The sequence below is a fragment of the Bradyrhizobium sp. CCBAU 11430 genome, assembly GCF_028128855.1.
Lineage (GTDB): Bacteria > Pseudomonadota > Alphaproteobacteria > Rhizobiales > Xanthobacteraceae > Bradyrhizobium > Bradyrhizobium ottawaense.
In genome coordinates this window covers 1-12,940 of the sequence record NZ_LBJV01000033.1, presented here as the reverse complement: position 1 = coordinate 12,940, position 12,940 = coordinate 1, and the positions used below count along the sequence as shown (strand labels likewise).

The window sequence follows — 12,940 nt, the reverse complement described above, 5'->3', positions numbered from 1 at the left end:
CCTCGCCGTTGAGGCGAGAGTTGGTCGCAGGGAGGAGGGATGTGGTTCGGGGGATTCGTTCGCGGGGACACCCCAATACGGTTGCGTAAGCCGCCGCCCAACCCTCCGATTGGGCTTCCGTCTACCCTAGCACCATCTGGGTCGCCTTCTCTTGCCAGTCTGACGGCCCGGTGAACGCCCTCATGAATCCGGATCGCGCTTCGTCAGCCGCTTCGCCTCGGCTTCGAGCTTTGCCAAATCCACCTCGGCTTCCTTTTCGGCCTGGCGCGAGCGCTCTCCTGCGCAAGCGTGGCCTGATTTCGAATAATCAAAATTTCTCTTTACCAGAAGCGCGACACACCCTATGCTGCCTCCAACTCATCCCCCGGTAAGGGACGGATCGCGATCGTCAGGGTTCGTGGGGTGAGGGGCGGTGGACGCGGGCGGCGTTGGTGCCAGATGCGGTTGCAGGGCGGGGTGTCCCCGTGAGCGATCAGCGGGCGCGTGTACGACGGGGCTGCTCGCGTTCGGCAAAATCGTGTGGTCGTGACGCCCGAATATCCGGCGTCAAGTCTTGCTGCCGTGCGCTGGTCCGACCGGACCTGTGCATCCCATGAAAGCTGCAAGGCGACGGTGGCAACAGGGATCGTCTCACCGGCGAGAGCGCGACATAAGCCGTTTCAACCACTGCGCAGGGAAGGCCGGGCATTCGGCCACACCTGTTTCTCCCCTGTGAGCGACTATCACGCACTCATGCACAGGGGTTTTCGGGTGCCAGCCGGTGCCCGGTCTTCCCTGCGCCCTTCCACTTCGAAGGGTGCCGAGACCAAGCTAAACCCGGGCGCCATGTGCCGCGGGATCGCGACATGCTGTTTGTAAGCGATCGCAGGCAACGCCTCACCATGCGAGGCAGGCGAGGAAGCTACCCGCGGCGTCGCACCGCCGAGGCATCCGCCATGTTCTCGACTTCCTCGCGCCAGTTCAAGATCTCCATCGCCAGCACGGGATGATTGAAACCCTTGAGCTGGAGATCGTCGAGGGCGCGCGCCTCCACCCAGGGCTCGACGATGCCGTAGACGCGGCGGCTCACCACGATCTGGTTGGGCTTGGCCTCGCCGCACAGGCGGGAGGCGAGGTTGGTGACGCTGCCGATCGCTGCATATTCTAGCCGCTGCTCGAAGCCGACCTGGCCGAGCGTGGCATAGCCGACCGCGATGCCGATGCCGAAGCCGAGGCTGTGCCCGCGGTTGCGCCAGCGCTCGGTCAGCGGGCCGATGGTGTCGCGCATCTCCACCGCCATCTTCACGGCGCGCTTGGTGTGGTCCTCGAACTGGATCGGCGCGTTGAACAGGATCATCACGCCGTCGCCGGCATATTTGTCGAGCGTGCCCTCGTACTTGAAGATCAGCTTGCCGAGCGCGGCGTGATATTCGCGCAGCACGTTCATCGCCTCTTCCGGCTCGGTCGCTTCCGTGAACGCGGTGAAGCCGCGCAGATCGCAGAACACCACGGTCACCTCGCGGCGCTGGCTGGTGAGCAGGCCTTCGGGGCTGTCGGAGGAGGCGATCAGCTGTGCGACCTGCGGCGCCAGGAAACGTTCCAGCTTGCGGATGCGCTCGATCTCGCCGAGCTGGGTCTTGACGCGCTCCTCCAGCGACTTGTTCCAGTTCTTCAATTGCTCGGTCTGCTCGCGCAGCTTGTCGGCCTGGGCGCGCACGGTCTCGTTCGCCGTCTCCAGCGCGTGGCTCTTGTGGTCGACCTCGGTGAACAGCCGCGCATTGCGCATCGCCAGCACGGCCTGGTTGGCGAAGGTGCGCATCAGGCCGATGATGCTGGCGGCGAACTCGCCGCTCGCGCGGCGCAGCACCACCAGCGAGCCGAGCGTGCCCTGCTGGTCGACCAGCGGCACCACCAGCACCGAATGGAAGCCGGCCGCGATCGCGACCTCGCGCAGCGGCTGCTCGGCGGCCGCGCCGAGTTCGGCAATCGCGATCGGCTCGCCGCTTTCGGCGGCATCGCTCAGGATGTTCTCGCCTTCGTCGATGGTGACATGGGCGCCGTCGGGGGATTTGTCGATGCCGTTGGCCTCGACCAGGTTGAAGCGGCGCGTCTCCGCGTCGAAGCCGTAAATCAGCACCGCATCGGCATGGGTGATCTCGATCGCGCGCGCGGCGATCGTCGGCAGCACGGCGTTGAGATCGAGCGAGGCGGCGACAGCGCGGCCGACCTCCTCGAGCACCTTCAGCTCGTTGATCGACTGCGCCAGATCGCGCGTGCGCTCCTCGACCTTGGTCTCCAGGTCCGAATAGGTCTCCTGGATCTGGCCGGCCATGCGGTTGAACTGACCGGCGAGATCCTCCAGCTCGTCCGCGGTACGCACTTCGATGCGGTGACTGAAATCACCCTCGCCGAGCCTGTAGGCGCCGTCGCGCAGCGCGGTGATCGGAATGATCATGCGGCGGGCGAGCAGCGTGCCGGCGAGGATCGCGACCATCAGCCCCATGCCGATCAGGAGCGCGATGCGCACCAGCTGGTCGCGGATCGGCGTCAGGGCCTGCGTGGTCGGCTGCTCGAACAGCACGCTCCAGCCGAGCTTCGGCACCGTGCTCGCGGCGCTCATCACCGCATGGCCGTTGAAGTCGGTGCCCGAACTGTCGGCCTCATGGCCGGGCGCGATCGCGGCCGCGACCTGCGGCAGCTTCGACAAATCCTTGCCGACATCGGGCCCTTTCGACGACGTCGCCAGCACGCGGCCGCGGGGATCGACGACATAGGCAAAGGCCGCCTTGCCGACTTGCGCGTCGGACAGGAAGTCGGAGAGAAAGCCAAGATCGATCTCGGCCACGGTGACGCCGGCATTGAAGCCGGAATGCGCCACCGAGATCGACATGAACGGCGTCCGGTCGGCGAACCAGGCCGGCGCATAGCTGACGCCGCGGGCGACGGTGTCGGTGAAGCGCATGTCGCGGGAGAGGTCGGCATTGCTGCCGGTCGTGGTCGATTGGCGGGAGACGCGCAGCACCTCGCGGCCTTCGCCGTTGAGCTGGAACAGCTGGTTGACGACCGAGACCTGGTGCAGCAGCGACGCGTAGTCGGCGCGGCGCTTTTCGAGGGTGTCCTGGCTCGCCCGCGTCACCCAGCTGATCTGGCGATCGAGCTCCGAGATCGACTGCTCGATCCGCCGGGCGGCGGCTTGCGCCTTGTCCTCCAGCCCGTCGGTCAGCTGGGTCTTGGTGGCGCGGTAGGAGATCCAGGTCTCCATCGCGCCGTTGACGGCGAGGACGAACACGACGAGGCCGACGAGGGAGACGACGTATTTGGCGAACAGGCCCTCGCGCAGAAACCGTGTCTTGTCGTTCGCTCCTGCCATCCCGATCCTCTCGCGCCGCCATCGACGCTGCGCGCTCACGGGCCGTGCAGGCCCTTCCCGGCCGTTCTATCACAATTTGGGCCAAAGGACCGCCGCGCGGGCCGGGGACCGGCCGGCGTGGTTACTCCCTGTGGACGCCGGGGCCGGCGGAAGGCCGGTGAATTGCCGCAGCCTCATCCGTTCGGAGGAAGCCGGTGGCGGGGAAGCTGATGTAAGGGGATTGCCGTGGAGCCCAGCCCGCCAATCACCGGTTAAAGAGTTGCCGCAGCACGTCGTTCATTGGCTGACTGTCCTGCTGCGCGACCGGCGGGTCCTCAAGGGCTGGAGCCGCGGGCGAGGCCTGCGGCGACGGCGTGGACGGCGTTGCCGGCAGGCTGCGGCTGCGGCCACTGCCTGGCGCGGCGCCAGTGCTGCTTCCCGCGCCGCTGGAAAGCCCCTGCTGAATCAAATTGCCGATGGCTTCGCCCAAGGGGCCGCCGAGCAGATTGTTCTGCCCCGGCTGCTGGGCTTGCGGATTGGCGTTGCCGGCCGCATTGCCGCCGGGTGCAGTCGTTCCGCCGAGACCAAGGCTGCCCAGAATGTTGCCGAGCCCGGCGCCGTCAGGGCCGAACAGGCCCTTGCCCATCTCGCGCAGCCTGGCATAGGCGGCGTCGGGATTGTCCAGCATGCCGGCCATATCAGGGTAGATCTTGGGCTGCGACCAGCTGCCCTGGATCATCACGGGAATGCCGAAGCCGACCGGCTCATTGGCGCGGCCCTGGCCTTCGGTCGTCATCACCAGCTTTGGCTCGACGCGAAAGCCCATCATCTTGGTGTCGAGCGCGATGGTGCCGGCGCCGGTGACGCGCACCAGCGGCCCGATCAGGTTGAGATCGGTCGTCACCGCCTGGCCCTTGTCGATCCGGAAGGAGGCCGAGAGCTGCGACAAATCCGTGCTCTGCTCCTGGCCGGCATTCTGGTTGTCCTGCCAGCCGGACAGCGTGCCCGATGTCAGCGAGCGGATCATCTGCGCGACATTGATGCCGCGGATGGCGCCGTCCTGGAAATTGACGAAGGCCGTGCCCTGCATGTTGGCCATCAGCGCGCGCTGGCTGGTGCCCGCGCTGCGAAGAGCGAGCTTGGCCTGCAGCTTGCCGTCGATGCGGTCGAATTCGGCAAGGCCCTGAAGCAGCGGCAGCGCACGCACGCCGACGAGATCGGAATGCATGGCAAAGCTCGGCGCACCGGTGGTTGCATCGAGGATCACCTCGCCGGAGACCTGGCCGCCATAGGCGCCGAGATTGGCGGTGCCGGCCTTCAGCACGCCGCCGGCGAGCTTCGCATCGAGCGCCAGCGGCGCGATGGGGGCATCGCCGATCACGGCTTCGTTCGCCGAGATACGCACCTGCGCATCGACATAATTGAGCCCGGAGACGTCGATCGGCGCATTGCTCCAGGGTTGCCCGGCTGCGCCCTCCGGCGATTTCGCCAGCGGAATTGCCAGTCGCTGGAAGTCGAGGTCGAGCTTGACCAGCGGCTTGCTCGCAATGTCGACCGAAGCCCAGCCGTTGAATGTGCCATCGCCGAGCCGGCCATTCACGCCGTTGATCATCACGACGTCGCCGTTCATTCGCATCTCGGCATGACCGGTGAGCTGAGACTTCAGCACGTCGGGCATGTCGATGGCGAAATCCACCGGGATCGTCGGCCGGTCGGCCGGCGGCGCCGGCGTGGTCGCCTTGATGTCGAACTTGGTCGGGTGGTCGCCGACGCGCGCGGTGCCGGTGACATTGACCTTGCGGTCGCGGCCGATGGTCGCCTCCGCGTTGATGGCACTGATGCGGCCCTCGACACGGTCCCGCACGCGCGCGAATGCGACCTCACCGTCGGTGACCTTGACGCGGTCGATGGATGCCCCGCCGACATCGAGCGCGAGCGGCTTCGACGAGCCCCCCGCATTCGGCAGGCGTTCACGCAGCAGCGGCTGGTAGAGCACCGGATGGGTGACGATCAGCTCGCGGATCTCAGGGCGGCCCGACCACACGCTGGAGAGCGACATGTCGGCCTGCACGCTGTCGACCGTCACGCGCGTGATGCCGCTGCGATCCCGGGGGTCGGCAAGCGAGAGGTCGTTCAGGGTGACGTTCAACGTCGGCCACAGGCTGATCTTCGTGGTGCCGTCGATCGAGAGACGATAGCCGGTCGCGCTCTCGACGCGCGAGGCGATCGTCGACGTCAGGAAGCCCGAGGGGATTCCGACCACCAGCAGGAGTGCGATCACGACGATGACGGCGGCCAATGCCGCGCCGGCGAATTTTACTGCTCTCATCTCGACTTTCCACTGACGGACGATCGGCGTCGAATCCCGCCGGCTATCCATCCTTCGCGGCCGAGTTTATCCCCGGACGGGAAGCGGCTCCAAGCGCGTAAAAATAGTCAGGGGGTGCTGCAAAGTTATGTGACTTATGACACACTTCCCCGACGCGGTTTTACGCGATCCTGATCGTGATGGTTTCAAGCGATTTGCCAAGCGTCTGACAAGATGACTGACCAGGACTTCACAAGGACATTGAAATGAGCAAGCAGGCCGAATTTGCGGTCATTTTGAAGATGAACGCGATGTTCGCGGATCTCGGTGCAGACGAGCTCCAGCGGCTGTCCAATCTCTGTCACACCCAGCATCTGGGGAATGGCGAGGTGCTGTTCCAGAAGGGCGATGCTGGCAACGCGCTGTTCGGCGTGCGCCGCGGCCAGGTCCGCATCGAGACAGGTGCCTCCGACGGCAGCCGGCTGACGCTCAATTTCATGGGCCCCGGCGACCTGTTCGGCGAGGTCGCGGTGCTGGACGGCCAGAATCGGACCGCGGATGCGACCGCGGGCGAGGCCAGCGAATTGTTCGTGCTGCGGCGCGAAGATTTTCTCAGCTTCCTCGAACGCGAGCCGAAGGTCGCGATCAAGATCATCGCGCTGTTGTGCCAGCGCATCCGCTGGCAGAGCGAGCGCATGGAGGAATCCATGCTGCAGCCGCTGCCGGTGCGCCTGGCGCGGCGGCTCTGCGCGCTCGCCGCCGATTTCGGTTCCGAGGTGCACATCTCGCAGGAGCAGCTCGGCGTCTTCGTCGGCGCCGCCCGCGAGAGCGTCAACCGCCAGCTGCAGGCCTGGCGCAAGGAAGCGATCCTCGATCTGCAGCGTGGCCGCATCCTGCTGCGGAACATGACCAAGCTGACCGCGATCGCGCGGAACGAGTAGCAGCTAGGCTGCCTCCGGCACATAGTGCAAGAGCAGCAGCTCGGATCGCAAACAGGGCGCAACGGCGTAGGGCCGCCCATCGTCGTCGCTGAATTCGACAAGTACTGTCTCGTCGTCGAACTCTTCGACGATCGTGCCAACGTTTCCCCTCGCCAACCTGTGCTCAGGCAGGTTTGCGAGCAATGCGACGACGTCCAGCGCTCGCGGTGCCCGATCTTCCTTCTTGTTCGTTGCGCTCATCATAGCACCCAACAGGTGACAAAGGTCGGCCGGTCGTCGCCGACCCGTATGATCCATGCGGTTCTTACCACAGCTTGCTTTCGATGTCGCCTGAGCAGGACATCCACCCGCCAGTGGGTGCCCCAGCGATCCGTCGCAACTTCGGACGCATCGCCGGAAATTGCGGCTTCCAGCAGTGCGTCGCGAAGCCACATGGCATCTCCACGCTGAAGGTCTAGTGCGTCGCGGAAAACTCTTGCCTTATGCCGGCCGCGTGGATGCAAGGGATTGAGGCAATAATCTTCGATCTTCCGAATGTCGACGCTCGCTTTCTCACCATTCGGGATGTGCGTCATAGTAACCTGATCCGGCTCCAGCCGCTCGAACCCTACTCCGCCGCGGGGTGGATGATATTCTTCGGCGCTGGCCCTGCTTCCGCTGGTGCCGCTCCGTGATGACCGTCCGTCTCGGCATCCTCGCTGTGCACGATCAGCCGCTTGGCGAAGCGCCAGATCAGGGCGCCAAAATCGTCCATCACCATGAACATCGCAGGCACGAACACCAGCGACAGGATGGTCGAGAAGATCAGGCCGCCGATCACCGCGAGCGCCATCGGCGAGCGAAACTCGCCGCCGGCGCCGACCGCGAGCGCGCTCGGCATCATGCCCGCGGCCATCGCGATCGTGGTCATCACGATCGGGCGGGCGCGCTTCATGCCGGCGTCGATCATCGCCTCTTCGCGCGGCTTGCCGGCGTGAATGGCTTCGATCGCGAACTCCACCAGCATGATCGCGTTCTTGGTGACGATGCCCATCAGCATCAGAATGCCGATCCACACCGGCGTGGTGAGCTGCTTGCCGGTGATGAGCAGGGCCGCGATGGCGCCGCCGATCGAGAGCGGCAGCGAGAACAGGATGGTGATCGGCTGCAGGAAGGTGCCGAACAGCAGCACCAGCACGGCGTAGACCATCATCAGGCCCGCCGTGATCGCGGTGGCGAAGCCGTCGGACAGCTCGTTCAGGCTTTCGGCGTCGCCGGAGGGAGAGACCTTCACGCCCTTCGGCCGGCTCTTCATCACCGGCAGGTCGTAGATCTTCTTGGTGGCGTCGCCGAGCGCGGCCGAGCCGACGAGGTCGGCGGCGACGGTCGCCTGCCGCTCGCGATCGTAGCGGTTGATGCTGGTCGGACCCTGGTCGAGCTTGACGTCGGCGATGACCGAGAGCGGCACGCCGCCCTTCTCGCCGTGCTCGCCGAGCGGCACGCGCAACTGCTCCAGCGTCTTCAGATTGCCGCGCGCGGCATCCTCGAGCTGCACGCGGATCGGCACCAGGCGGTCGCCGACGTCGAACTTGGCGAGCGCGGGTCCGACATCGCCGATGGTGGCGACGCGGATGGTCTGCGACAGGCTTTCGGTCGAGACCCCGAGCCGCGCGGCGAGATCGGCGCGCGGTTCGACGCGCAGCTCCGGCCGCTCCAGCGTGGTTTCCGAGATCACGTTGGAGATGGTGGGAATCCGCTTCATCTGCGTCGCGAGCTCGCTCGCGAAATTGTTGACGATGTTGGCGTCGACACCGGTCACGACCAGCGAGATAGCGCGCAGGCCGTTCTCGTCGAGGAACCAGAAGCGGATGTCGGGAATGTTCTCCAATTCCTGGCTGATCGAGAATTCGAGCTCGCGCTGGGTGATGTCGCGGGCATCCTTGGGCGTGTAATTGATGATCAGCGCGGCGCGCCGGACTTCCTGGGTGCCCGGCGGAACGCGCCCGCCGTCGACGAAGATGCTCTTCACCTCGGGCCGCTTGCGCAGGCGCGCGACGATGTCCTCGGTGACCTTTTCGGTATAGGCGAGCTGGGTGCCCGGCGGCAGCTCGAGGGCAAGCAGCGAGCGCGAACTGTCCTGCGCCGGCAGAAAACCCTGCGGCAACAGCGTAATGCTCCAGATCGAGGCGGCGAAGACGCCGAAGCCGACCAGCACCGTGATGAAATAGTGTTTTACCGACCATGCCACGATCCTGTGATAGGACCGCAGCACGCGGCCGGGCGGCGGTTCTTCGTGAGTGCCAGGCTTGAGGAAGTAGGCGGCGAGCACCGGCGTGACGAAGCGCGCCGCGAGCAGGGAGAAGAACACCTGCACCGAGACGGTGATGCCGAACTGCTTGAAGAACTGTCCGGCGATACCCGACATGAAGCTCGCCGGTGCGAAGATCGCGATGATGGTGAGCGAGATCGCGATCACCGCGAGGCCGATCTCGTCGGCGGCTTCGAGGGCGGCACGATAGGGCGACTTGCCCATGTTCATGTGCCTGACGATGTTCTCGATCTCGACGATGGCGTCGTCGACCAGGATACCCGTCGACAGCGTAATGGCGAGGAAGCTGACGAGGTTCAGCGAGAAGCCGAGCAGGTCCATCGCCCAGAACGCCGGGAAGATCGACAACGGCAGCGAGATCGCGGCGATGATGGTGGCGCGCAGGTCCCGCAGGAACAAGAGCACGATGACGACGGCGAGGATGGCGCCTTCGAACAGGGTCGAGATCGCCGCGTGGTAATTGCCGTTGGTATATTCGACCGAGGTGTCGATCACCTTCAGGTCGACGTCGGGATAGGCGGCCTTGAGTACGTCGATGCGCTTCTGCACGGCCTCGGCCACCTTGACGTCGCTGGCGCCCTTGGAGCGCTTGATGCCGAGCGCGACGATCGGCTCGCCGTTGAAGCGGGCGAAGGTGCGGCGGTCTGCGATGGTGTCGGTGACGGTGCCGAGATCGTCGAGCCGGACCTCGCCGCCGCCGAACAGCGGGATCATGGTGCCGGCAAGATCGCTCAGCGTCTTTGCGCCGGCGAGCGTGCGGATCGCCTGGTCGTTCTTGCCGATCTCGGCCCGGCCGCCGGCGACGTCGACATTGGTACCGCGCAGGCTCTGGCTGACATTGACCGCGGTCAGCCCCATCGCCTGCAGGCGGTCGGGATCGAGCGAAACAAGAATCTCGCGCTCGACACCGCCGATGCGCTCGACCTGGGCGACGCCGCGCACGCCTTGCAGCGCGCGCTTGACCACGTCGTCGACGAAATAGGAGAGCTGCTCGGGCGTCTTGCCGGGCGAAATCGCGGCGTAGGTGACGATCGGCAGGCCGATGACGTCGACGCGCTGGATCAGCGGCTCGGTGACGTTCTGCGGCAGGTTCGAGCGGACACGCGTCACCGCGTCCTTGACGTCGTTGAGCGCGCGGTCGGTGTTGGTTTCAAGCGCGAACTGGATGGTGGTGACCGACACACCGTCGGTGATCTGTGAGGTAATGTGCCGCACGCCCTCGACGCCGGAGACGGCGTCTTCGACCGTCTTGGTCACCTGCGATTCGAGCTCGGCGGGCGCCGCGCCGAACTGCGATACCACGACCGAGATCACGGGAATGTCGGCCGAAGGCAGCCGCGTCACCGCGAGCTTGGTGAAAGACACCCAGCCGAGAATCAAGAGGATGATCGAGAAGACGACCGACGGCAGCGGATTCCGGATCGACCAAGCCGAGATATTGAGAGCCATCAGCGTACCCGCGTGCGATCGAGTTCATCGGCGAACATGGTCTTGATCTGGTCGCCGTCATGGAGCGAAGAGCCGGCGTCGGCCACGACGATTTCGCCGACGTCGAGGCCTTCCAGGATTTCCGTCGCGTTGTCGGACGAGAGCCCGACCCGCACCTTGCGCGTCTCGATCGTGTTGCCCTTGACGACCTGAATGGTGAGATGGTCGATCGCGGTCTTGGGGATCGAGACGCCGCAGCTTCGCTTGGCGTCGATCGAGGCGCGGGCGAATACGCCGACCTTCAGCGACGGATTGTTGGTAACGCTGATGCGGACGCGGCCGAGCTGCGTGGCGCGGTCGATTTCGGGCGCAACCAGCCGGACCCGGCCGATCAAATCGGGCGCGTCGTCGCGGCTGATCCGCACGGTGGCGCCCGAACTGAGCTTGGGCATGTGCACCGCCGGAACCTGAGCATCGAGCTCGATCTCGTTGTTGACGGCGATGCGGAACATCGGGCCGGCCTGCGGTGAAGCGGGCGCGCCGACAATGGTGCGGACTTCGGTGATGAGGCCCGGCGCAGGTGCTTTCAGCGAGATCGGGCCTTGCGGACCGGGTCTCTGCGGCTGCCCCGGGATCTGTGGCGGCGCGGTCAGGCGCGCCAGCTCCTGGTTGTCGGCAACGACGGTGCCTTCGGTGACGAAGAGGTCGGTGACCTTGGATCCTTCCTGGTCGGCGATGACCACCGCCTCGCGGCGCGGCACGAAGAAGCCGGTCACCCGCACGAGGTCGGAGAAGCAGGCATTGGTCGACTTCGTCACGATGACGAGCGCCTCGCTCTGCGTCTCCTTCGGCTCGGCGCGCTTCCGATGCTCGAACAGGTAATAGCCGACGCCGAGCGCGACGACGAACACCACCGTTCCGGCAGGCTTGAGATATTCGGAGAGATTCATCGCCGGATCATCCTGGCCTGGCTCACGGCCGTCCGCGCGAGGCCCATCGAGAACGTTTCCCTGAAACAAAGCGGCGTCCCGCAAGGCCGCGGGACGCGCTTTGGAGGCGAGACTTTACACCACATCACGACTTGTCACTTCAGAGGATTGCGTCGTGCTCACTTCGATGCGGTGGTCTTGTTTTCCATGTTGACGACCTGCACGCGGCGGTTGGCCTCTGCCATCGGCTGGCTCGGATTCTTCAGCTTGCTCTTGCCGTAGCCGACGGTGACGAGGTCGGTGGCGGAGATGCTGTATTTGTCGACGAGATAGCGCTTGATCGCATCCGCGCGGCGTTCCGACAGGTCCTGGTTGTAGGTTTCGCCGCCGGCGGCATCGGTATGACCGGCGACCACGAAGGTGGAGCCCTTCAGGTCGGGACTGGTCAGCGCGCGACCGAGCGCCTGCACGGACGGCATCGACTTGGCGCTGATATTGGCGGAGTTGTAGTCGAACGTGATTTCGAGATCGATGTTCGGCTTGTCCTTGGCGACCGACGCGATTTCCTCGCGCTCGGTCGAGGACAGCGAACGCGTCGAGCGGCCGCGCACCGACTGGATCAGCTTGGTCTCGGCCGCGTTCGGCGCGGGATCGGCCTGCGGGGCGATCGAGAGGCCGCGGGTCAGGGGCTTCTTGGCCGGCGGCGCCAGCGCGCGGACGATGTCGTCCTCGGTGACGTTCTTGCTGTTGCCGTCATCGCCAGCGAAGGCCGGCGAGGCCGGCAGCGACAGCGTGGCGCCAAGAGTGATGCCAAGAGTGATGATGGACAGGATCGCGGTAAGTCCCTTTGCAGCCGATTTCATAACCAGTCCCTCCTGCGCAGCCAGCTCGCGCGGTTCCAAAATTCCTGCCAAAATTCCTGCAATGAGCCCCCCGGGGAAGGCTGCCTGCGGCATCCGTTCGTTAGTCTTCCCTGGGCCACCAGGGGTTCGAGGCGCCGCCTGCCTCAATTTAAAAAAATACTAGCGCACTCCGTAGCTTGCGAATTCCTGAACGATGTTCGGATCCATCGCCTTGGCATTGGCAATATCGAGCGCGCCTTCCTGGGTTGAGCCATTGCGCTGCTTGGCGAGGCCGCGTCCATAGAGCGAGGAGGTCAGGCGCGGGTTGATCCTGAGGGCCGCATCGAAATCGGCGATGGCATTCTTGACCGCGCCCGATTTGAGGTTGACGAGCCCGCGGCTGTCCAGCGCATCGACGAAGTTGGGCCGCAGCCGCAACGCCTCGTTGCAATCCTTCAGCGCGCCCTGGAGGTCGCCGACCACGGTGCGGGTCCAGCAGCGGTTGTTCAGCGCCTCGACATCCTTGGTGTTGATCCGGAGCGTGTCGTCGAAATCCTTGATGGCAAGGTTGTAGGCGCCCTTGCTGGCATAGACCTGGCCACGCCGGTACAGCGCGTTCACGTCATCAGGATTGGCGGCGATCTTGGAGGTCAGGCTCTTGATCGTGGGATCGTCGGCCAGCGCGGCAGCGCTCGGCCCGCTGTCGGTGCTCGGTGCCGGAGCGGGATCAATCGGTTTGACCGGCGGTGGCGGCGGGGGCAGGGCGGCCTCGACCTGCGGCTTCGGCGTGGGGGCCGGCGCAGGCGCAGGCGCTGGCGCTGGTGGCGAAGCAGGCGCGGGCGCCGCAGCGGTGTCG

The 12,940-nt window shown here is 65.5% G+C and carries 9 protein-coding genes; 1 reads left to right on the top strand and 8 read right to left on the bottom strand.

What is annotated here, in order from left to right:
- Positions 1–901: 901 nt before the first annotated feature.
- Positions 902–3,349: an adenylate/guanylate cyclase domain-containing protein gene (locus XI04_RS09145; RefSeq protein ID WP_271610328.1), complete on the bottom strand. Its 2,448-nt coding sequence runs from the start codon at positions 3,347–3,349 to the stop codon at positions 902–904.
- Between the two features lie 244 nt (positions 3,350–3,593).
- Complete coding sequence (locus XI04_RS09140) at positions 3,594–5,657, bottom strand: AsmA family protein (RefSeq protein WP_271610329.1); 2,064 nt, start codon at positions 5,655–5,657, stop codon at positions 3,594–3,596.
- Positions 5,658–5,902: 245 nt separating this feature from the next.
- Between XI04_RS09140 and XI04_RS09135 the strand changes: the two genes are divergently transcribed.
- Positions 5,903–6,577 (top strand): Crp/Fnr family transcriptional regulator, encoded by a 675-nt coding sequence (locus XI04_RS09135; protein WP_028143892.1) that lies wholly within the window; start codon positions 5,903–5,905, stop codon positions 6,575–6,577.
- Positions 6,578–6,580: 3 nt separating this feature from the next.
- Here XI04_RS09135 and XI04_RS09130 read toward each other — a convergent pair whose 3' ends face one another.
- From XI04_RS09130 to XI04_RS09105, 6 genes are all read right to left on the bottom strand, one after another.
- Entirely contained in the window at positions 6,581–6,817 is a 237-nt protein-coding gene (locus XI04_RS09130) for a DUF4926 domain-containing protein (RefSeq protein WP_095425535.1), read from the bottom strand.
- Positions 6,817–7,152 (bottom strand): DUF6883 domain-containing protein, encoded by a 336-nt coding sequence (locus tag XI04_RS09125; RefSeq protein WP_152036310.1) that lies wholly within the window; start codon positions 7,150–7,152, stop codon positions 6,817–6,819. The genes XI04_RS09130 and XI04_RS09125 overlap by 1 nt, the downstream gene beginning before the upstream one ends.
- Before the next feature lie 32 nt (positions 7,153–7,184).
- Positions 7,185–10,334: an efflux RND transporter permease subunit gene (locus tag XI04_RS09120; RefSeq protein ID WP_271591462.1), complete on the bottom strand. Its 3,150-nt coding sequence runs from the start codon at positions 10,332–10,334 to the stop codon at positions 7,185–7,187.
- The gene (locus XI04_RS09115; protein ID WP_028143894.1) at positions 10,334–11,263 is read right to left on the bottom strand and encodes an efflux RND transporter periplasmic adaptor subunit; all 930 of its coding nucleotides are present in this window, start codon (positions 11,261–11,263) and stop codon (positions 10,334–10,336) included. Before XI04_RS09115 ends, XI04_RS09120 begins: the two co-directional genes overlap by 1 nt.
- Positions 11,264–11,421: 158 nt before the next feature.
- Complete coding sequence (locus XI04_RS09110) at positions 11,422–12,105, bottom strand: OmpA family protein (protein ID WP_038950746.1); 684 nt, start codon at positions 12,103–12,105, stop codon at positions 11,422–11,424.
- Positions 12,106–12,264: 159 nt separating this feature from the next.
- The coding region (locus XI04_RS09105) for a tetratricopeptide repeat protein (protein WP_271623624.1) at positions 12,265–12,940 on the bottom strand (676 nt) is incomplete at its 5' end.

Coding starts and splice junctions, on each gene's coding strand:
- XI04_RS09145 (WP_271610328.1), bottom strand. CDS start 3,349: ATGGCAGGAGCGAACGACAAGACACGGTTTCTGCGCGAGGGCCTGTTC.
- XI04_RS09140 (WP_271610329.1), bottom strand. CDS start 5,657: ATGAGAGCAGTAAAATTCGCCGGCGCGGCATTGGCCGCCGTCATCGTC.
- XI04_RS09115 (WP_028143894.1), bottom strand. CDS start 11,263: ATGAATCTCTCCGAATATCTCAAGCCTGCCGGAACGGTGGTGTTCGTC.
- XI04_RS09125 (WP_152036310.1), bottom strand. CDS start 7,152: ATGACGCACATCCCGAATGGTGAGAAAGCGAGCGTCGACATTCGGAAG.
- XI04_RS09120 (WP_271591462.1), bottom strand. CDS start 10,334: ATGGCTCTCAATATCTCGGCTTGGTCGATCCGGAATCCGCTGCCGTCG.
- XI04_RS09135 (WP_028143892.1), top strand. CDS start 5,903: ATGAGCAAGCAGGCCGAATTTGCGGTCATTTTGAAGATGAACGCGATG.
- XI04_RS09130 (WP_095425535.1), bottom strand. CDS start 6,817: ATGAGCGCAACGAACAAGAAGGAAGATCGGGCACCGCGAGCGCTGGAC.
- XI04_RS09110 (WP_038950746.1), bottom strand. CDS start 12,105: ATGAAATCGGCTGCAAAGGGACTTACCGCGATCCTGTCCATCATCACT.